Annotated in this window: 19 protein-coding genes; 12 read left to right on the top strand and 7 right to left on the bottom strand. The window is 42.4% G+C overall.

The annotated features are described in order from the left end of the window. Positions 1-4 precede the first annotated feature (4 nt). The 4 genes from ACFOWS_RS01835 to ACFOWS_RS01820 all read left to right on the top strand — a co-directional run bounded on the left by ACFOWS_RS01835 (position 5) and on the right by ACFOWS_RS01820 (position 3,671). The gene (locus tag ACFOWS_RS01835; RefSeq protein ID WP_379762222.1) at positions 5-964 is read left to right on the top strand and encodes a cbb3-type cytochrome c oxidase N-terminal domain-containing protein; all 960 of its coding nucleotides are present in this window, start codon (positions 5-7) and stop codon (positions 962-964) included. Between the two features lie 49 nt (positions 965-1,013). Next, on the top strand, positions 1,014-2,423 hold the full coding sequence (gene ccoG / locus ACFOWS_RS01830; protein WP_379762221.1) for a cytochrome c oxidase accessory protein CcoG: 1,410 nt from the start codon (positions 1,014-1,016) through the stop codon (positions 2,421-2,423). Positions 2,424-2,510: 87 nt separating this feature from the next. After that, positions 2,511-2,957, top strand: coding sequence for a FixH family protein (locus ACFOWS_RS01825; RefSeq protein ID WP_366585184.1), 447 nt, complete (start codon positions 2,511-2,513; stop codon positions 2,955-2,957). A 3-nt stretch (positions 2,958-2,960) separates the two neighbouring features. Further along, positions 2,961-3,671, top strand: coding sequence for a sulfite exporter TauE/SafE family protein (locus ACFOWS_RS01820; protein WP_379762220.1), 711 nt, complete (start codon positions 2,961-2,963; stop codon positions 3,669-3,671). Between the two features lie 183 nt (positions 3,672-3,854). Here the strand turns inward: ACFOWS_RS01820 and ACFOWS_RS01815 are convergent, their stop codons facing one another. The 3 genes from ACFOWS_RS01815 to ACFOWS_RS01805 form a co-directional block, all read right to left on the bottom strand. Then, on the bottom strand, positions 3,855-4,676 hold the full coding sequence (locus tag ACFOWS_RS01815; protein WP_379762219.1) for a universal stress protein: 822 nt from the start codon (positions 4,674-4,676) through the stop codon (positions 3,855-3,857). A 17-nt stretch (positions 4,677-4,693) separates the two neighbouring features. Then, the gene (gene hemN / locus ACFOWS_RS01810; protein ID WP_379762218.1) at positions 4,694-6,052 is read right to left on the bottom strand and encodes an oxygen-independent coproporphyrinogen III oxidase; all 1,359 of its coding nucleotides are present in this window, start codon (positions 6,050-6,052) and stop codon (positions 4,694-4,696) included. A gap of 289 nt (positions 6,053-6,341) precedes the next feature. After that, positions 6,342-7,331 carry an ROK family protein gene (locus ACFOWS_RS01805; protein WP_379762216.1) on the bottom strand — a complete coding sequence of 330 codons (990 nt, stop codon included), beginning with the start codon at positions 7,329-7,331 and terminating at the stop codon, positions 6,342-6,344. A 257-nt stretch (positions 7,332-7,588) separates the two neighbouring features. On the opposite strand from ACFOWS_RS01805, the gene ACFOWS_RS01800 reads away from it, so the two are divergent. Next, entirely contained in the window at positions 7,589-8,218 is a 630-nt protein-coding gene (locus ACFOWS_RS01800; protein ID WP_379762215.1) for a hypothetical protein, read from the top strand. Positions 8,219-8,465: 247 nt separating this feature from the next. On the opposite strand, the gene ACFOWS_RS01795 is transcribed toward ACFOWS_RS01800, so the two are convergent. Together ACFOWS_RS01795 and ACFOWS_RS01790 are read right to left on the bottom strand one after the other, a co-directional pair. Beyond that, on the bottom strand, positions 8,466-9,857 hold the full coding sequence (locus tag ACFOWS_RS01795; protein ID WP_379762214.1) for a sugar porter family MFS transporter: 1,392 nt from the start codon (positions 9,855-9,857) through the stop codon (positions 8,466-8,468). A gap of 32 nt (positions 9,858-9,889) precedes the next feature. Further along, on the bottom strand, positions 9,890-11,134 hold the full coding sequence (locus ACFOWS_RS01790; protein ID WP_379762213.1) for a 3-deoxy-D-manno-octulosonic acid transferase: 1,245 nt from the start codon (positions 11,132-11,134) through the stop codon (positions 9,890-9,892). 78 nt (positions 11,135-11,212) lie between these two features. Here ACFOWS_RS01790 and ACFOWS_RS01785 point away from each other — a divergent pair, with 78 nt between their 5' ends. The 3 genes from ACFOWS_RS01785 (at position 11,213) to ACFOWS_RS01775 (ending at position 13,842) form a co-directional block, all read left to right on the top strand. Continuing rightward, entirely contained in the window at positions 11,213-12,367 is a 1,155-nt protein-coding gene (locus ACFOWS_RS01785; protein ID WP_379762212.1) for a DegT/DnrJ/EryC1/StrS family aminotransferase, read from the top strand. Between the two features lie 2 nt (positions 12,368-12,369). Beyond that, positions 12,370-13,386, top strand: a complete 1,017-nt coding sequence (gene galE / locus ACFOWS_RS01780) for a UDP-glucose 4-epimerase GalE (RefSeq protein WP_379762211.1) — start codon at positions 12,370-12,372, stop codon at positions 13,384-13,386. Between the two features lie 99 nt (positions 13,387-13,485). After that, entirely contained in the window at positions 13,486-13,842 is a 357-nt protein-coding gene (locus ACFOWS_RS01775; protein WP_379762210.1) for a hypothetical protein, read from the top strand. A gap of 8 nt (positions 13,843-13,850) precedes the next feature. On the opposite strand, the gene ACFOWS_RS01770 is transcribed toward ACFOWS_RS01775, so the two are convergent. Further along, on the bottom strand, positions 13,851-14,951 hold the full coding sequence (locus ACFOWS_RS01770; RefSeq protein ID WP_379762209.1) for an acyltransferase family protein: 1,101 nt from the start codon (positions 14,949-14,951) through the stop codon (positions 13,851-13,853). Between the two features lie 209 nt (positions 14,952-15,160). Between ACFOWS_RS01770 and ACFOWS_RS01765 the strand changes: the two genes are divergently transcribed. The 3 genes from ACFOWS_RS01765 to ACFOWS_RS01755 are packed head-to-tail and all read left to right on the top strand — an operon-like array spanning position 15,161 to position 19,774. Beyond that, positions 15,161-17,959 carry a 2-oxoglutarate dehydrogenase E1 component gene (locus tag ACFOWS_RS01765; RefSeq protein WP_379762208.1) on the top strand — a complete coding sequence of 933 codons (2,799 nt, stop codon included), beginning with the start codon at positions 15,161-15,163 and terminating at the stop codon, positions 17,957-17,959. 21 nt (positions 17,960-17,980) lie between these two features. After that, positions 17,981-19,201, top strand: a complete 1,221-nt coding sequence (gene odhB / locus ACFOWS_RS01760) for a 2-oxoglutarate dehydrogenase complex dihydrolipoyllysine-residue succinyltransferase (RefSeq protein WP_366585158.1) — start codon at positions 17,981-17,983, stop codon at positions 19,199-19,201. A gap of 60 nt (positions 19,202-19,261) precedes the next feature. After that, on the top strand, positions 19,262-19,774 hold the full coding sequence (locus ACFOWS_RS01755) for a GNAT family N-acetyltransferase (RefSeq protein ID WP_379762207.1): 513 nt from the start codon (positions 19,262-19,264) through the stop codon (positions 19,772-19,774). 9 nt (positions 19,775-19,783) lie between these two features. Here ACFOWS_RS01755 and ACFOWS_RS01750 read toward each other — a convergent pair whose 3' ends face one another. Then, complete coding sequence (locus ACFOWS_RS01750; protein ID WP_379762206.1) at positions 19,784-20,221, bottom strand: retropepsin-like aspartic protease; 438 nt, start codon at positions 20,219-20,221, stop codon at positions 19,784-19,786. Between the two features lie 78 nt (positions 20,222-20,299). On the opposite strand from ACFOWS_RS01750, the gene ACFOWS_RS01745 reads away from it, so the two are divergent. Further along, positions 20,300-21,067 (top strand): TatD family hydrolase, encoded by a 768-nt coding sequence (locus tag ACFOWS_RS01745; RefSeq protein ID WP_379762205.1) that lies wholly within the window; start codon positions 20,300-20,302, stop codon positions 21,065-21,067. Positions 21,068-21,069 lie beyond the last annotated feature (2 nt).

Genomic DNA, 21,069 nt, shown 5'->3' with positions numbered 1-21,069 from the left:
TATTATGAGCACAAAAACACCCTGGTGGATACGCGTACCCGTACTGTTTTTCTTAATCTTCGGATTAATGGAATACTTTGTGGATTCTGGTGATAAACCGGCCATTATAGAATACCCCATTACTCAGTTTTTTATGCTGTTGGTGTTGATGATTCTTATTGCCATAGAACTCATTTTGGGTTCCATTGAGAATATCATGTTCCAGACCCTTTCTGAAGAAAGCAAGGAGCGTTATTTGGCCGCTAAAAATCAGAAGTTCAAATGGACTTGGGCCAAAAACCTTATGAAACGTCTAACAAGAACGAAACCCATTGAGCGAGAGGAGGAAATCATTATGGACCATAATTACGATGGTATTCGTGAGTTGGACAACGTACTCCCTCCATGGTGGGTTTATCTCTTCTACGCTACCATTGTCTTTAGTGTAGTGTATTTGGTGCGCTTCCATGTTATTGGAGAATATACACAAGCCGAAGAGTATGAGCAAGAAGTAGCGGCAGCTCAGAAAGCCATTGAGGAGTATAAAAGAACAGCCAAAGATTTGGTGGATGCCAGCACGGTTGAATATTTGTCAGACCCGGCCGACTTGGCTGCAGGGGAAAAGATTTTTGCGGCCAACTGTGTGGTTTGTCACATGGCTGATGGCGGCGGCGGAATTGGCCCAAACCTAACCGATGAATACTGGATTTTGGGTGGAGGCATTAAAAATGTTTTCAGCACTATTTCCGAAGGAGGCAGAGCTGGTAAGGGTATGGTAGCTTGGAAACAGAACTTTAAACCCGCTGAAATTGCGCAAGTTTCCAGTTACGTGATTTCATTGGGAGGAACCACGCCGGCCAATCCAAAGGCGCCCGAAGGTGAAATTTGGGTTGACCCCGATACACCGGATGAGCCAGAGCAAACCGAATTGGAAACCCCGCCTGCGGAGCAGGTTTCTGATTCAACGGAAGTAACCATGAATTAGTCCTTTTGGGGTCGTCTATGGTAGCGTATGAAATGATGAATTAATTTAGATGGAAGAGAATTTTAGGGATTCCATAGGCACGATTACACAAGAAGGAAAGCGAAATTGGATTTTTCCAAAGAAGCCCAGTGGTAGATATTACGACTATCGAAAATATGTGAGCTACGCGCTGTTACTGTTTTTGGTTGCGGCTCCCTTTGTAAAGATCAATGGGCATCAATTTTTAATGTTCAATGTGCTGGAACGTCGTTTCAACATCTTTGCACTTCCTTTTTGGCCCCAGGATTTTCATCTTGTGGTCATTTCTATGATCATTGGGGTCATCTTTGTTGCTTTGTTTACCGTAGCCTACGGCCGTATTTTTTGTGGATGGATATGTCCGCAGACCATCTTTTTGGAAATGGTGTTCCGAAGGATAGAATATTGGATTGATGGTGATCGTGGCGCCCAAATGCGTTTGAAAAAAGCACCTTGGAACGGCGAGAAGATTCGAAAACGGGTGACCAAGTGGATCATCTTTTTTATCATCTCCTTTTTGATTGCCAATGTGTTCTTGGCCTATTTGATTGGGAGCGATAAGTTGATTCAATACGTTACCGATGGACCTATGGCACACTTGGGAACCATGGTGCCCCTACTGATTTTTACTGCGGTCTTCTATTTCATCTTTGCCTGGTTTCGGGAGCAGGTCTGCATCATTGCCTGCCCTTATGGAAGATTGCAAGGGGTGTTGCTGGATGAAAAATCCATCGTTGTGGCCTACGACCATAAACGGGGAGAAGCGGAAAATGGCCGTAAAAAGTTCAGGAAGAATGAAGATAGGGAGGCCTTGGGCTTTGGCGATTGTATTGATTGTTTTCAGTGCGTGAATGTTTGTCCTACAGGGATTGACATCCGTAATGGAACCCAGCTGGAATGTGTAAACTGTACCGCTTGCATTGATGAGTGCGACCACATCATGGACAGTATCGATAAACCCAGAGGGTTGATTCGCTATGCAAGTGAGGCGGAAATTACCAAAAAGGAAAAGTTCAAGTTTACACCCCGCATGAAAGGATATACAGCGGTACTTGCGGTGTTGACCGGAATATTAATAGGAATGTTGTTCCTTAGAAATGAAGTGGAGGCCAATATTTTACGATTGCCCGGGCAATTGTATGAACGAAAAGAAAACAATATCATCAGTAACGTTTACACTTATAAATTGGTGAACAAGACGACCAAGGATATCGAGAATGTGTCCTTTAAGCTGATGTCGCACAAGGGGGAAATCAAAATGGTATCACAAGATCAATTTACAGTTCGTGCTGAGGAACTGACGGAGGGAACTTTGTTCATAGAGATCAACAGTTCAGCATTGACAGGAGACAAGGATAAATTGAAAATTGGGGTGTACAGTGGTGACAAGCTCATAGAAACAACGGTAACACAGTTTTTGGCCCCCAGGAGTTATAATTAGATATTGAACAAGAGACAAGAGACAAGAGAAAGCAGCAAAAATAGGATGAAAAGAATTATTGACTAATTACACTTAAAACAATAAAAAATGAAAATAAATTGGGGAACAGGAATCGTGTTGGCGTTTATAGGTTTCATCACCTTCATCCTATACTTTGTGTATAGAATGAGTACTGATGATAGGGCCAACCATGATTTGGTGACCGAGGAGTATTACAAAAAGGAGTTGACCTATCAGCAAGATATTGATGCCTCCAAAACCGCAAATGAATTCAACGCGAACTTAAAAGTGGAAAAATCCGAAAAGGGATTGACCATTAGCTTCCCGGAGCGTTTTGAGCCAGAAAAAATTACGGGTATAGTGTCCCTTTATAGACCGTCCAACAAGCATTTGGATACTGACTTTCCTATAAGTTTGTCCAAAACACATTTGCTCATACCTGACAATCGCTTGGTGGGCGGTCGCTGGGACATTACTGTAAAATGGCAGTATGAAGGTAAGTCCTTTTTCCACAAAGAAAAATTAGTGTATTAGATTATGATGACGTCCGCTGTGGTTCTGGGAGCATTGGGAAGCTTGCACTGCTTGGGCATGTGCGGCCCTATTGCATTTATGCTGCCTTTGGACCATGGAAACACTCTAAAAAAGACAGGCCAACTTTTTATCTATCATGCAGGTCGATTATTAGCCTATGGCATCATTGGGGTGCTCTTTGGTTTTTTGGGAAAAGGACTTTCCCTTTTTGGGATGCAACAAAAGCTGTCCATAGCCATTGGAACCATCATGATTGTGTTGGTTTTGATTCCCGCAAAACATTTGAACGGACATCGTTTTTTGAAACCTATTTATTCCATTCTGGGAAAGGTGAAATCCAAATTAGGGGGAGAACTCAAAAAAAAGACACCTGACGCTTTCTTGACGATTGGCTTTTTGAACGGATTTTTACCCTGTGGATTGGTATATATGGCCTTGTTGGGAGCGATTGCGCTGGGCTCTCCCTTGCAAGGCGGATTTTACATGATGCTCTTTGGAATGGGGACCATACCCTTAATGTCGTTAGCGGCCTTTTCCAAAGGAATGTTCAGTAATTCCATCAAATTTAAAATTCAGAAACTGATTCCCGTATTTGTGGTGCTCATTGGTATTTTGTTCATTGTACGCGGGTTGGGATTGGGTATTCCCTATGTGTCGCCCAAGCCTATGCCTTCGGACTCAATGACAGCCACCATAGAATGCCATCAACCTTAAATCAGTTTAAAATGAAAACAATAAGAATGGCCAATCGTTGATTTGTGAAAAATAATTTCAGGGAGGCTATTCATCAATTTCGAGTATTCTCTTGGTTGTTACGATAAACTAAAAAGGGGAAGTAGTATGTTCTACTTCCCCTTTTTTGAGTTGCACGAAACCAATCAAAAAAAATGCAACCCATTAAATTTTAAAGGTCATTACCGGAATGTTGGAATGGTTGGCAATATCCTCGCCTATACTTCCCATAAAGAAATGGGACAAACCTTTTCTTCCGTGTGTGGGTATACCGACAAGGTCAGCAGATACTTTGTCACAGTAGTTGAGTACACCTTTTTCAACAGTATAGTCATTATAAATTTCGACTGCTAGTCCCAGTTGGGCAACATCCAGGAATTTGGAAACTTTCGCATAGGTGTCCTCGGTGCTCAGAAACTCATCTCCAGGCGTGTTCACATATATCAATTGCAATTTGGCCTTGAGCAGCTCGGCCATTTCTATGGCTTTTTTAAGCGCAGGAATGTTTTCCTCTGAAAAATCACAGGCAAACACGAAGTTTTTAGGATTAAACTTGTCTATTCCACCCTTTATGACCAACACGGGGACATCGGAGTTACGGACAACCCTTTCAGTATTGGACCCAATAAAGATTTCTTGGAGTCCATCAGTGCCATGGGAACCCATCACTACGAGGTCGGCGTTGTGCTTTTCGGCCACTTCGTTTACCTCACTGAACACTTTGTAGTGTTTAATAACTGGAACGATTTTGATATCTTTTAAATAGGGTTTGTCCAAAAAGTCGGCGAAGCGTTTTTCACCGATTTTGATCAAATGCACAACTTGTTCTTGGGATACATAGCCGGAATCGCTCATTATTGCTGGTGAAAGTTCCAGCATATGGAGCACCAACAACTCGGCTTTGTTTTCTTTGGCCAAGCCTGCAGCTACTTTTAGTGCGTTTTCAGATTGTTCTGAAAAATCTACCGGTACAATTATATTTTTCATTTGCTTGTTTTTTTAGGTTAAACGGTCATGGAAAATATTCGGGTTTCCGGTTTCTTCCGGAGTAGTTTCAAGTCAAAGGCCATGCTGATGTTTCTCACAAAAGGCCTGCCTTTTTCAGTTACGGAAATCTGATTCTCATCAATTTCTACTAAGCCATCTGATTTCATTTCGGATAGGTTTTGGATAATACCCTGAAAATCGACGACTTGGGCTTCTCTCTTTTTCCAAGTGGTTTGAAATCGGCACATTAAGTTAAGAATATGCCTTCTTATGATTTCATCCTCTTCATTAAGTATGTGTCCCCTAAAAATAGGAATAACTCCATCCGATACCAAATGTTCGTACTCCTCCAGACTTTTTACATTTTGGGCAAACCCATACCAACTATCGCTTATACTCGATACTCCCAAGCCAATCATTAATTGAGTCTTCGATGCGGTATACCCCATAAAGTTTCTGTGCAGGGTTCCACGGGTCAATGCTATATACAGGTCATCGGTGGGAAGGGCAAAATGGTCCATGCCCACATCGTTATATCCATAATCCCTAAGCATTCTTTTTCCCATTTCATACTGAGCTTTTTTCTCCACTGAGGAAGGCAGATCAGCTTCTTTATAACCTCGCTGTCCATTACCCTTTAGCCAAGGAACATGGGCGTAACTGTAAAAAGCAATTCGGTCTGGGCGCAAGGCATTGGTCTTTTTAAGGGTTTCCTCCACATGGCAACAATCTTGAAAAGGCAGTCCGTAGATGATGTCGTGCCCAACAGAAGTATAACCGATTTCTTTGGCCCATTCCGTAACGTTTTTCACATTTTCAAAGGGCTGAATTCGATTTATGGCCCGTTGTACGGTCATGTTGTAGTCTTGCACACCAAAACAGACCCTTCTGAACCCTACTTCAAAAAGGGCCTGTAGATGTGCTTTGGTCGTATTGTTCGGATGTCCTTCAAAACTGAATTGTGCATCTTCTGCCTTTTTGCCGTGAAGTAGAATTCCCTCTATCAATAACTGTAAATGTTCTGGAGAGAAAAAGGTTGGCGTTCCCCCACCTAAATGGAGTTCTTTAATAACTGGCTTAGTGCCCAATAAATCAACATATAACTTCCATTCCTTTAGAACACTGTTGATGTACGGAGCCTCCAGATCATGTCTCTTGGTGATGCGTTTGTGGCATCCACAAAAGGTGCACATACTATCACAAAAGGGCAAATGTATATACAGGCTTATCCCTTCTTTGGGATTTGTCTGAAACGTCTTCAATACTGTCGATTGCCAGGACTTGCCCGAAAAATTTTTCAAATCCCAATACGGAACTGTTGGATAACTGGTGTACCTAGGGCCTGGCACATTATATTTTTGTACTAATCCACACATAGCTCATACCATATTATTATGCGACCAAAATTAGGTAGTGAGGCCAGAATAAAACATGATAATTGTCAGCTGTGCCTCTAGGAAATGGATAGTTCCATAGTTTTGAGACCTGACGGGTGTCAACTTTGTGTAGATTGAATGGACCTGGAAGTGATTTTACCAGAGTAAAGGATAGTCGCTCAATAGTTATTTTGGTATGCAAAATCAGTTTAATCCAGTTTAAAAAGGTTTTTTGAAAACAAGGGGTGTTGCAAAACGCTTGAATATAGAAAATTGCAGGAAAGTGGGTTTATTGACCAAGGCTGGAAGACGTAATTCCATGCTCTTTTTGATTTTCCCAAATTAATGCAGCGGCACCACAGATGGCAGCTGTTTTACCTTCCATTTCAGAATACATCAATTTTACTTTGCCCTTATAGACTTCTAAAAGGTTGGCGTTGAAATAGCGTTCCAAAGGCTCCATGATCCACTTTCCGCTATTGGTGAGTCCGCCCATTAAAATGAACGCCTCTGGTTGGGTGAAAGCCGTAAAGTTGGCCAAGGCCAACCCCATGATTCTTGCAGTATAGTCAAAAGCCTTTAAGGCAATCTCATCACCCTCTTCGGCAGCCTTGGTAATATCCTCCCCGTGTAGGTCGTTGTAAGAGACTTCCCTAAACCTACTATCGACCATATATTTGCTCAACATGTACAATATGGTGCGTTTAAGGCCAGTGGCCGATACATAGGCCTCCAATCCACCCCGTACCCCAAGCCCGGTAAGCCTGCCATCTCCCAAAGTCATGTCTACATGGCCCAGTTCGCCGGCAAAACCATCATATCCGTCAATTAATTTGCCATTGGCTACAATACCGGCCCCGAAACCCGTTCCCAAGGTAATTACGATAAAATCGGTCATGTTTTTGGCACCTCCAAAGAGCATTTCACCCAAAGCCGCGGCACTGGCATCGTTCATAATACGCATGGGCATGGGCATCCGTTCCTTTAGTTTTTTAATAATGGGTACGCTTTCTTTCCAGACCAGATTACTGGCATTTTCTATGGTTCCATTCTTGCTGGATGCGTTGGGGGCACCAATACCACATCCCAAAACGTTTACCTCTTTTCCTAACTTTTGTATAAGCCCATCTGACATTTTCTTGATCTGGTCTAAATAGTCGTTGAGATTTGGAAAATCTTTTGTTCTAAAAAAAGTCTGCTCAAGACATTCACCGTTTTGGTCCACCAGTCCTATCTTGGTTTTGGTACCGCCAATATCAACACCTATTACAATGTCCATAGTCAAAGTTGTGTTCTGTTGTTGTTTTTTAAATATAACCATTCTGATTTCAAAAAATAAGCTAAGAGGTGCTTAAATAAGGAGATTTTTTAAAATGATGTAGAAGATATAAACCTGACTTGTGTCATGTTTTAGATGGCCTGGCTACTCTAATTTTGAGATGAAAAGGAAAATCTGGCAATTGGCAGGATGGCAAAAGGATACATTTCCATGGTTTTTTCGCTATCCCTAGCTATTGAATCCTTAACTTCACCCTTATGAAATCAAGAATACTTACATGGGGCATTTTGCTTCTTCTAGGTTGCTCCTCCACGAAGTTTGTGAGTACCTGGAAAAACCCGGATATCGTACTTTTTGATGCCCACAAGGTTTTGGTGGTGGGGTTGGCACAGGATGAGAATATTCGCATGGAGTTTGAGACCAAGTTGGTCGATAAGTTGTCTGAAAAACAGATTGAAGCCATGCGCAGTATTGATGTTTTTGATGTTGAGTTTACATCGGCGCAAAGGTCTGAAGAGGAAATTGCCCAAGTGGAGCAGCAATTGTTGGATAAGGATTTTGATGCTATTTTGTTTACCAAGGTGTTGGGGGTTGAAAACAAAAGGACCCTAAAAGAAAAGGTACACAATATTGATAGAATGTTCAAGCGGTTCAGTGCCGACTATTTGGAACATCAAGATATTTACAATGACCCTGAGGCCTACGATTCTTTCAATATCTATCACGTGGAGACTTCGCTCTATTGCATTTGCGATGGTAAGGAAATAGAGCTGATTTGGCGGGGAGACCTAGATGTTGCTGAAACGGTCAAGGTGGATAAGACAATTGACACCTACATTAAATTGATTACGGACAAAATGGGGGAACAAGAAATCATCTTTTATTAAGAAGACAGTCCAAGCGCTTCCAAGACACCTAGAAAATCCAATAAAATACAAACGGGTATCGCAATTAGGATAACGATCAAGACAAAGACCATTATTCGCAAAAACCCAACCATAAGTTTATTCCCAAAAGAAATTTCATCAGACATAATAGTGTAATTTACTCCAATTTACGGAATTATTCAGTTATTGGCCCTAACACCCAATGGGTTATTCGATTAAAGGTTGAATTTTTAGAGTAGCGGTGGAATTAACTTGACTTTCCTTTTTTACTGCTCAACATTTTGCCCAGTTCTTCCAAACTTATCCCTTTGGTTTCGGGCATCATAAAAGTGACCCAAAGCAATTGTAGAACCATCATAAAGGCAAAAAAGATAAAAATAGGCCATGGATTGTCCTTGAAGATCCCTATTTCTGAATCTAAAAAAGTAGGGGTCAACAAAGTGATTAATGCCGCAAATACCCAATGGGTTCCTGTACCCCACGATTGGCCGTAAGACCTAACTTTATTGGGGAAGATTTCTGAAATGAATACCCAAATCACCGCTCCTTGTCCAACGGCATGGGAGGCGATAAATATCAAAATGAAAATAAGCAACAGCACCGAACTTGCTCCTGAATAAAAACACCAACCTACCATGGCCAAACTAATAATATAGCCAATGGAGCCGATGTACATCAATTGTTTTCGGCCCAATTTGTCAATCAGGGAAATACCAACAAACGTGAAAATTAGGTTGATGATACCAATGGAAATAGAGCTGAAAAGCGATTCTCCCGTGGCCAATCCGGCACGCTCCAAAATTTCAGGGGCGTAGTAGAGTACAAAATTAATTCCGGAAAGCTGGTTGAAAAATGCAATCAAAAAGGCCAGTATCAAGGCTTTGTTGTACTTGCCCGAAAAAAGGTTGGCCTTGTGTTTTTCAGTAGTGTCCTGTAGGGCGATTTTTATTTTGGTGAGATGCACCGTTGCTTGTTCGGTGTCGATTCCCAATAAGGTCAATGAACGAATGACCACTGATTCTTCCCTGTTTTTCATTAAAAGCCATCTTGGACTATTCGGAATTTTGAAAACCAATATGGTATAGATCAAAGCGGGCAGGCCTTCAATGCCCAACATCCATCTCCAAGCTACGCTCTCATCAAAGACGACCCCTATTAAATAGTTGGAAATAAAAGCAATTAAAATTCCAAAGACAATATTGAACTGGTACATAGCGGTTAACTTGCCTCGGTTTTCGGCTGTGGATATTTCTGAAATGTACACAGGAGCGGCTACGGATGAAGCGCCAACACCAACCCCGCCAATAAACCTGAAAAATGAAAAGCTATAGGCCTCTGGTGCGAATGCTGAGCCTACCGCTGATGCAAAATAGAGCACTCCAATCCAGAAAAGAGTCTTTTTTCTTCCCAAGCGATCAGTGGGAATTCCACCCAAAAGTGAACCCAAAACAGTGCCCCAAAGCGCCATGGACATGATAAAAATTCCGTGGAAGGTGAAAATGGAATCCCCCAAAAACCAATTGGTGCCCCAAATTTCCTTAATGGGTTGGTTGGCCCCAGAGATGACCACGGTATCAAAACCAAATAAAAAACCCGCTAAGGCAGCGGTCACAGAAATTCTAAAAATACGTTTGTCCATGTTGGCTCAATTTTGCTAAAGCTAACTAAAATTTAGAGAATTTCTTTGATGTGGTCCATTATCAATATAGTAGCTCCTAAATTATTGGCAATGTAATCTGAGTTGATTTTCCCAGTTTTTGCTATGGATGTTGGGTTGGCCAAAAAACTGTTCATAATGCTGGTAAAGCTTTCTTGGTTGTGGATGGGAAGAATACCCTTTGCGTCAACAAGGTCCTCCGCCTCCTTAAACCCTTCAAAATGGGGTCCGATGATGACCGGTACACCAAACACTGCAGGCTCCAAGGTATTGTGCAATCCAGTGGCAAAGCCCCCGCCAACATAAGCAACATCGGCATAGCTATAAATCTTGGTCAAAAGCCCAATAGTATCAATAATAAGGACATTGAAAAGAGATACATCTTCACCCTTTAATTGGGTATAACAGACTGTTTTTTTTGTTAAGGCTTTGGTGATATTCTCAATATGAGCCTGTTTTATTTGATGTGGGGCCAAGACAAATTTGATGGAGTCTGGGGCATCGTTGATGAAATTAATCAAGATTTCCTCGTCTTCCGGCCAAGTGCTGCCAGCCACTAAGCAAAAAAGATCTTCTTTAAATTTCGACATGAAATCCAGATGGTTGTCCTGCTTCAAAATTTCAGAAACCCGATCAAAACGTGTATCGCCACTAACGGTACTGTTTTTAAAACCAATAGACCCCAACAGTGCTTTTGAGCCTTCATCCTGTACGAAGAAATGGGAAAAGGCTCGTAAACTGTTTCGCATAAAACCGCCAAAAGATTTAAAATAAATCTGTTTTTTGGAAAAACGACCGGATACCAATAGGGTGGGGATGTTTCTTTGCCGTAAGTGGTGAAGGTAGTTAGGCCATATTTCGTATTTGATGAAGATGGCCAATTTGGGGTTAAAAATTTCCAAGAAATATGCTGCATTGGATAGCGTGTCCATGGGGAGGTATACTACTACATCGGCAGCAGATGTATTTTTCTTCACTTCATATCCTGATGGAGAAAAAAACGTTAGTACGATTTTGTACTCCGGATAGGCAGATTTTAAACGTTCAAGAATGGGAAGTCCCTGTTCAAATTCACCCAACGAGGCCACGTGCATCCAAATGGATTTGCTGCCCGAGGGAAGTTTGGTTTTCAGCTCGGAAAAGGTTTTTTTTCTGCCCGAGACAAACAGGTTTATCTTGGGATTGAATAGGGCAATCACATGTAAGCCATACCAAGATAGCTTTATCAGAATCGTGTAGACAAAACGTAGCAACATCATATTTCGCTAAAATACATTTTTCGGCAATAGGGCATTATGGCATCTTTATTTCATAATTTTGCAGCATAATTTATTCGGATGAAAAAAATACAGATGGTTGACTTAAAAGGTCAATATGAAGGTATAAAAAACGAGGTCAATGACTCCATTGCAGAGATTTTGGATTCTTCGGCATTCATCAATGGTCCCCATGTGCAAGCTTTTCAAAGCGAATTGGAGGAATACTTGGGTGTAAAACATGTGATTCCGTGTGCCAATGGTACCGATGCCCTTCAAATTTGTATGATGGGGCTTGGTTTACAGCCCGGAGATGAGGTGATCACCGCTGATTTTACCTTCGCGGCCACGGTTGAGGTCATTGCGTTGTTGAACTTGACCCCGGTTTTGGTAGATGTGGAACCGGATACATTTAATATAGACATAAAGGCCATTGAAATGGCAATTACGCCAAAGACCAAGGCTATTGTTCCGATTCACTTGTTTGGGCAATGCGCCAATATGGATGCCATTATGGAACTGGCCGAAAAGCACAACCTCTATGTCATTGAGGACAATGCCCAGGCTATAGGTGCCACCTATACCTCTGCGGATGGCAAGAAACAAAAGGCAGGAACCATTGGTCATGTAGCGTCAACCTCATTTTTTCCATCAAAGAATTTGGGCTGTTATGGTGATGGTGGGGCTATTTTCACCAATGATGATGATTTGGCCCATACCATTCGTGGTATGGTAAACCATGGCATGTACAAAAGATACTATCATGATGTGGTCGGTGTGAATTCACGTTTAGATTCTATCCAGGCTGCTGTTTTACGGGCAAAACTCCCCAAATTGGATATGTACAACAAGAAGCGTTGGGAGTCAGCAGCAAAATATAGTAAGGCTTTTGAAGGGCAAGCCCATATTGTGGCACCTAAAATTACCTGCGTCTGCGAAGGTGGAAAGGCCTCCTGCGATTGTCATGTTTTTCACCAATATACCCTTAAGATAACCAATGGTAAACGGGATGGGTTGGTGCAACATTTACAAGATAACAACGTTCCTTGTGGAGTATATTATCCCGTTCCTTTGCACAAGCAAAAGGCGTATACGGACGAGCGTTACAATGAAGAGGATTTTCCAGTTACCAATCAATTGGTGGAACAGGTGATTTCCCTACCCATGCACACGGAGTTGGATGATGAACAGATTCAATTTATTGCCAACTTGGTCATTGACTTTATAAACAAATAAGAATGAAAATACTCGTAACTGGTGGTTTGGGTTTTATCGGTTCCCATACCGTTGTTGAATTGCAAAATGAAGGTTTTGAAGTGGTTGTGGTGGACAATCTCTCCAACGCATCCATAGATGTTTTGGACGGCATTGAAAACATAACAGGAAAAAGACCCATTTTTGAAGAATTTGATTTACGGGATAAACCCAAAGTCAAAGCATTTTTCCAAAAGCACAGTGATGTTGCTGGTGTCATCCATTTTGCGGCATCAAAAGCCGTTGGGGAAAGTGTGGAAAAACCGCTTCTTTACTATGAGAACAATCTTGGGGTGCTGGTATACCTGCTTCAAGAGTTGACAAAAAAAGAAAATGCCAATTTTATATTCAGTTCGTCATGCACCGTCTACGGCCAGGCCGATGAACTCCCCATTACCGAAAATGCACCTGTGAAGCCTGCTGAATCGCCTTACGGAAACACAAAACAAGTGGGTGAGGAAATTATTCGGGATACGTGTAAAGTAACCCCAAATGTAAAGGCCATTGCCCTGCGATATTTCAATCCGATAGGAGCCCATTCCAGTGGCGAAATAGGAGAACTTCCGTTGGGGGTTCCCCAGAATCTGGTGCCTTTTATCACCCAGGCAGGCATTGGGTTGCGTGACCAATTATCTGTTTTTGGTGATGATTATCCTACCGCAGACGGAACCTGTATTCGGGATTATATCCATGTGGTGGATTTGGCCAAAGCCCACGTTAAGGCATTGCAGCGTCTACTCAATGGTGAGAATGATGGAAATTATGAGGTCTTTAATCTAGGAACGGGAACCGGTAGCTCAGTTTTGGAGGTTATCCAAAGTTTTGAACGTGTTTCTGGTCAAAAATTGAACTATAAAGTAGTCGGTAGAAGGGAAGGTGATGTTGTACAAGCGTATGCTGATACCGCGAAGGCCAATAGAGTTCTGGGCTGGAAAGCGGAATCTACCCTGGACGAAGCCATGATGTCCGCTTGGGAGTGGGAGAAGAAGGTGAGGCGTTGACCTTGGCCTCAATTTTTGGAGTAGACCGAATTTTAACAATAAAGAATGATACGTGAAGTTTTTCCGATCCTTTGGAGTAGGTTTTCTCGTAAATAGTATATGCTATCCAACTTTACCAATAGTCTTCAATTGCTTGAGGTGGTCCAAAAGGAGCAGCTTTACAAAGAATTGGTGCTTCAAATTAAAAAGGATTTTGAACTGGCCAATGTGCCCATCAAACTTACTGCTGACATTTCCCCTGAAGAACTGAAAACAATTTTACATGAAAAGGTATATGTTCTAATTGTGGAAAGATTCGAGCAATATCTAAACTTGTTGTATGTAGTGGACATTCCTGAAAGTGAAGTTCGTAAGATTGTTCCATCTGATGCCGTCGACATTGCTGCTGAAGTTTCCTTTTTACTGCTGAAACGGGAATGGCAAAAAGTGTGGTTCAAGAACAAGTACAGTTCATAAGGCTTGACTTACACCTTCACGTAAATGCCTTTTTTGTCCATAAAATAACCCACGACCCAACAAGTAAACATAATCCAAAGGGCAAATAAAAGTGAACCCATGTAACCGCCAGCGGTGGCCACAAATACATTTTGGGCAATCCATCCATACAATGAGCCTCCCTCAACGGGTATGGAAAATAAGCTGATGATAAACAGTTCGGAAAGTAGATAGATGAACAGGGGGTTTTTGCCAAAAACTTCAAAAAAGTAGGTCCACCGTTTTACTTTCTGCATATCTAAAATATACACAAGTACGGCTATAGCGAATAGGTCAATGCCGCTAGTGAGCAATACAAAGGAGCTTGTCCATAGTTTTTTGTTGATGGGCAACAACAAATCCCAGGCCAATCCGGCAACCACAAGGGCAAAGCCCATCATCATTAATTTGGCAACCGTTTCAAAATTTTGTCCATTTTTCTGGATGAATCTTCCCGTGAGATACCCTGCCACCACGTTCACTATGGCCGGTAGGGTGCTGAGCAATCCCTCGGGATCAAAAGCGATGCCCTCCCCATGGTACATGTGATTGGGGCCAATGAGCCAGGTATCCAGTTTTAGCACAGCATTTCCAGTAAGGGTGAGGTCGCCAAAGGCAATCAATATAATATGATAAAGCACCAAGGCGGCAATGCTGAAAATAATAGCCGTTTTCGTCTTCACATAATGTAAAAGGATGCTTGCAAACAAATAACAGAGGGCAATGCGTTGCAATACACCAAAAATTCTGGTTTCAGCCAAGGGTTTTAGTTGGCCATTTTCAAAAAATGGAAACCAGTATCCCAAAAAGCCCAGTAAGAAGATGATGGCAAATCGCTTCAACACCTTCTTAAAAAATGCGGAACTGCCCATGGTTTCGTACTTTTTCATGCTGAAGCTCATCGAGTTTCCCACTACGAACAAAAAGGTTGGGAAAACTAGATCCGTCAACGTGAAGCCATGCCATTTGGCATGAAGCAAGGGCGAAAAAGTGGTATCCCAGTTGCCTGGGGAGTTTACGATGATCATTAAGGCAATGTCTAAGCCCCTGAAGACATCCAAGGAGAGGTAGCGGTTTTTTAAGGTGGACATGGTTGGTTGTTTTGGCTAAGCATCCAAGGTATGCTTTTTTTAGAAAATTGACATATAATTCCATTATTGTTGTTTTAGGATGGGTTAGGCCCCCTAGTTGTGAAATCATCTTTTTTTAAGACAATAATTTGGTTAAAACCCTCTTGTATAAACCGTAAAACCCGTATTTTTGACAAAATTTTCCATAAAGTTTTGGAAATACACGAATAATGGACAAATATTCATTTTTAAATGCTGCGCATACCTCATTTTTTGCGGAGCTGTATGATAAATACCTAACGAACCCTGATAGTGTTGAGCCCAGTTGGAGGGCTTTTTTTCAGGGATTTGATTTCGGTCTGGAGGGTTCATTGGAGGACTTGGGCATAGAATCCGGGCAAACAGGAATGGCAGTGCTTTCCAATGGGAAAAAAGTGGAAATGCCGGAGACCCTTCAAAAAGAGTTTCAGGTCATCCGTTTGATTGACGGGTACCGTTCCCGGGGCCACTTGTTCACCAAAACAAACCCTGTACGGGACCGTAGAAAGTATGAACCCACCTTGGACATTGCCAATTTTGGATTGTCCCAAGAAGATTTGGATACTGTTTTTGATGCCGGTAAAATTCTCGGTATTGGTTCCACTTCCCTAAAGGAAATCATAGCGCATTTGGAGCGCATCTATTGTGATTCCATCGGTGTGGAGTACATGTACATCCGCACCCCGGAACGCATCCAGTGGATTCAGGACTGGCTCAATGTAAACGACAATCATCCAAACTATACACCAGAAGAAAAAAAGAACATCCTTAGAAAGTTGAATGAGGCTGTTTCATTCGAAGGGTTTTTGCACACCAAATATGTAGGGCAAAAACGTTTTTCCCTTGAAGGAGGCGAATCGTTGATTCCTGCTTTGGATGTGATTATTGAAAAAGCCGCTGACAAGGGTGTAAAGCAATTCGTTGTGGGTATGGCCCACAGGGGGCGGTTGAATGTGCTTACCAACATTTTTGGAAAGTCGCCAAAGGACATCTTTAGCGAGTTTGATGGAAAGGATTACGAAGAAACCATTTTTGATGGGGACGTAAAATATCACTTGGGATGGACCTCAAAACGTGAGACCGACTCGGGGAAAATGGTCAATATGAACATTGCCCCAAATCCATCGCACTTGGAAACCGTAAACGCTATTGTTGAGGGGATTTCCAGGGCCAAGCAAGACCGCGACCATAGCGAGGAAATATCGGAGGTATTGCCGATTTTGATTCATGGTGATGCCGCTTTTGCTGCTCAGGGAGTCGTTTACGAAACAATTCAAATGGCGCGTTTGGATGGATATACCACAGGAGGTACCATCCATATTGTAGTGAACAACCAAATTGGATTTACCACCAATTATTTGGATGCAAGGTCATCAACCTATTGTACCGATGTGGGCAAAGTGACCCTTTCTCCCGTACTTCACGTAAATGCCGATGATGCCGAGGCCGTGGTTCATGCTACAACTTTTGCATTGGAATATAGGATGCGCTACAAACGGGACATTTTCTTGGATTTGTTGGGCTATAGAAAATATGGTCACAATGAGGGCGACGAACCTAAGTTTACCCAACCCTTATTGTACAAATCCATCTCAAAGCACAAAAACCCGAGGGATATTTATGCCGAAAAATTGATTGCCGAAGGAGTGATTGATGAAAACTACGTAAAAGAACTGGAAGAAAAATACAAGAACGATCTTGAGGAGAATCTTTTGGATTCCCGTAAAATAGAGAAGACCAGAATAACCCCTTTCATGCAAGATGAGTGGGAAGGATTTGAGCAGGTCACCGAAGAGGCGATGCTGAAACCCATGGACACTACCTATGAGCTTAAAAAGTTGGATGAGGTCGCCAAGAGCATCACCAAACTCCCCGAGGATAAAAAATTCCTCAGAAAATTGGTGCGTTTGGTGGAAGCTCGCAACGAAATGTACTTTAAGGACAACAAATTGGATTGGGCCATGGGTGAATTATTGGCCTATGGATCCTTGATTGAGGAAGGTTATGATGTGCGAATGACGGGTCAAGATGTGGAACGTGGAACGTTCTCGCACCGCCACGCTGTCATCAAAACCGAAATGCATGAAGAGGAAGTGGTGTTGTTGAACGAAATGGGAGATAACCAAAATGGGAAGTTCCATATCTACAACTCCCTGCTATCAGAATACGCCGTTATGGGCTTTGATTATGGCTACGCTATGGCAAGTCCAAACACCCTCACCATTTGGGAAGCGCAGTTCGGGGATTTTAGCAACGGGGCCCAAATCATCATAGATCAGTATCTTTCCGCCGCTGAGGATAAATGGAAACTGCAGAACGGATTGGTTCTGTTGTTGCCCCACGGGTATGAAGGTCAAGGTGCGGAGCACTCTTCCGCCAGAATGGAGCGGTATCTTCAGCTTTGTGCCAAGGACAATATGTACGTTGCCGATGTAACCACTCCGGCCAACCTGTTCCATTTGTTCCGCAGACAGATGAAGGCCAAGTTTCGTAAACCTTTAGTCGTATTTACGCCAAAGAGTTTGTTGCGCCACCCCAAAGTAGTGTCCACCAAAGAAGAAATGGCCAACGGAAGTTTCCAAATGCTCATTGATGATGAAGCGGCCAAAGCGGATAAGGTAAAAACCTTGGTCTTCTGTACAGGTAAGTTCTATTACGATCTTCTCGACAAAAGGGAAGAACTTAATAGAGATGATGTAGCTTTGGTTCGTTTGGAGCAATTGTTCCCATTGCCTGCAAAAGAAATGCGAAGCATCATCAAAAAATATAAGAATGCGGATGATGTGGTCTGGGCGCAAGAGGAACCTAGAAATATGGGTGCATGGGCCCACATGCTGATGCACTTTGATGAAGCCAAACAGTTTCGAGTGGCATCCCGAAGATTTTACGGAGCACCTGCTGCAGGTAGTGCCGTACGCTCAAAAAGACGTCACGCCCAAGTATTGGAGTACGTTTTCGACAAGAGCAAGGACAATATGAAAATTCGATAAAACAAGATAAACTATAACAGAATGGTTTTAGAAATGAAAGTTCCCTCACCTGGGGAATCCATTACAGAGGTTGAAATAGCCGAGTGGTTGGTTGAAGATGGCGATTATGTGGAAAAGGATCAAGCCATCGCTGAGGTGGACTCAGACAAGGCTACATTGGAACTTCCGGCGGAGGAAAGCGGAATAATTACCCTTAAAGCTGAAGTTGGGGATGCCGTGGCCGTTGGTGAGGTGGTATGCCTTATTGATACCAGTGCAGAAAAGCCCGAGGGCGATGCCCCAAAAGCTGAAAAGAAAGAAGAGCCCAAAAAAGAAGAACCTAAGAAAGAAACACCAAAAAAGGAGGAACCCAAAAAGGAAACCTATGCTTCGGGGACGCCTTCTCCAGCGGCCAAGAAGATTTTGGATGAAAAAGGAATTGAGCCCTCATCTGTTTCCGGCTCTGGAAGAGACGGAAGAATCACGAAGGAAGATGCTGTAAAAGCGGTTCCATCCATGGGTACGCCAACTGGTGGGAATCGAGGTGAGTCACGCTCCAAACTGTCCATGTTGCGTAGAAAAGTGGCAGAGCGTTTGGTAGCTGCAAAGAACGAAACCGCCATGTTGACCACCTTTAATGAAGTGGACATGTCGGCTATTTTTGAATTGCGTAATCAATTCAAAGAAGAGTTCAAAGAAAAACATGGTGTTGGTTTGGGCTTCATGTCCTTCTTTACCAAAGCGGTAATCCGCGCCTTGCAAATGTATCCTGCCGTTAACTCTATGATTGATGGCAAAGAAATGATTTCGTACGATTTCTGTGATATCAGTATTGCTGTTTCTGGGCCTAAAGGTTTGATGGTTCCCGTTATCCGAAATGCAGAAAACTTGACCTTCCGTGGTATTGAGGCTGAGGTAAAACGATTGGCACTCCGTGCCAGGGATGGACAGATTACTGTGGATGAAATGACCGGAGGTACTTTTACCATTTCCAATGGTGGGGTATTTGGTTCCATGCTGTCCACGCCAATCATCAACCCGCCGCAAAGTGGCATCTTGGGCATGCACAACATTGTGGAACGCCCAATTGTTAGGGATGGTGCCATTGCCATTGCTCCTGTTATGTATGTGGCCTTGTCTTACGATCACCGAATCATTGATGGAAAAGAATCCGTTGGGTTCTTGGTGGCTGTAAAAGAAGCATTGGAAAGTCCAGAAGAATTGTTGATGGACGGCAACGTGAAGAAGGCGTTGGAGTTATAACATTCAATAGCTCTTGGGTGGAACTAGAAGTAAACCCATTCAAATTAAGACAAGGAATCGATGCGGATTGCCAATAGCAACGAAAATGATATTCCTGAGATTTTTAGACTATATCGTCTGGCTACCAATTTTCAGAAAGTAAAATTTCCCGAAAATCAGTGGCCAGAGTTTAGTGAAGAATTGGTTTTATCTGAAATCAAGGATAATAGGCAGTTCAAATTATTGATTGATGAAAACATAGCTTGTGTTTGGGCTATTACTTACAGCGACCCACAAATTTGGGAAGAAGACGAAAACAATTCATCTATATATATTCATAGAATTGCCACTAACCCCAATTTTAGAGGAAACAATTTTGTTCAAAGAATTCTAGACTGGTCTATTGGCTTTGCCAAGGATAGGGGTAAAACATTTGTTCGGATGGACACATGCGGAAAAAATGACCGTCTAATAGAACATTATACCAAATGCGGGTTCGAGTTTTTGGGAATTAGGAGGCTCAAGAACACTTCAGATTTACCCTCCCATTATGAAAATGCAGATGTTTGTTTTTTTGAAATGCGATTGGATTAAAACACCACCTTATTTTAGATAAAGGGATTTTTTGCTGTAATCAATCACTGCTTTTCCTTTTTTAAGGATATCTGCTCCAATAATCCCATCAACCGGAAGAGCATTGTGGGAAGTGAGTGCTTCGTTTACATGGGAGAGGTCAAAAAGTACAATTTTTTGTCTACTCCTTTTCCAATCTCCAATTTGGATTTTGTTTTTGGTAGATACCAAGGTTTCCATTTCGGTTGCCCCGGCACCAGCGGCTTTAATGTCGGAGGTTTCCGAAAGCATTTGGAACACATCTATTTTGTCCATTCCAATGCAGGTATTGGAAGCACCGGTATCCAGAATAAATCTGCCTGTAACCCCATTGATTTTGGCCACGACTTCAAAGTGGTTGGTCTCGGTGAACACCATGGAAATCTTGGTGTAGTTTTTTGATTTGAGAAACTTTTTAAGTGATGTCATATATAAACTGTCCCCTTGAGGGGACTTTAGGGGTGTTTAAAAGTTTTGCAACCTCTAAGATAAACCTATTTTTGCGATATGATGATCACCGATACCCATACCCATCTCTATAGCGAAGCTTTTGAAAAGGACCAGAAAGCAATGATGCAACGTGCCTTCGATGCTGGCGTGGAGCGTTTCTTCGTTCCTGCTATTGATTCCTCCTACACGCAGTCCATGTTAGAGTTGGAATCCAACTATCCCAATAATGTCTTTTTAATGATGGGCTTGCATCCCACCCATGTCAAGGAAAACTATAAGGAAGAACTGACCCAAGTGGAAGAATGGCTATCCAAACGGAAGTTTTATGCAGTGGGAGAAATCGGCATCGACCTATATTGGGATAAAACCTTTTTGAAGCAGCAGCAAGAAGCGTTTGTATATCAGATTCGGTTGGCAAAAAAGTATAAATTGCCCATTGTGATTCATTGCAGGGATGCGTTCGATGAAATTTTTGAGATCTTAGAGCAGGAAAAAGGAGAGGACCTTTTTGGGATTTTCCATTGCTTTACGGGAACCTTGGAACAGGCCCATAAGGCCCTATCCTACAATATGAAATTGGGCATTGGTGGTGTGGTCACCTTTAAAAATGGTAAAATAGACCAGTTTATAGACCAAATCGACCTAAAACACATTGTTCTAGAAACGGACTCCCCTTATTTGGCCCCAACGCCCTATCGTGGAAAACGCAATGAAAGTGCCTATATTGGTAGAGTGCTGGAAAAGCTTTCTGCACTATATCATATTTCGGAAGAAGCTATTGCACAAATCACTACTGATAACTCAAAGGAAGTATTCGGAATCTAAAC

Source organism: Flagellimonas marina, assembly GCF_042651185.1.
GTDB lineage: Bacteria > Bacteroidota > Bacteroidia > Flavobacteriales > Flavobacteriaceae > Flagellimonas > Flagellimonas marina.
Note: the sequence above shows the minus strand (reverse complement) of the source record. Positions and strands in the feature narration are given on the sequence as shown.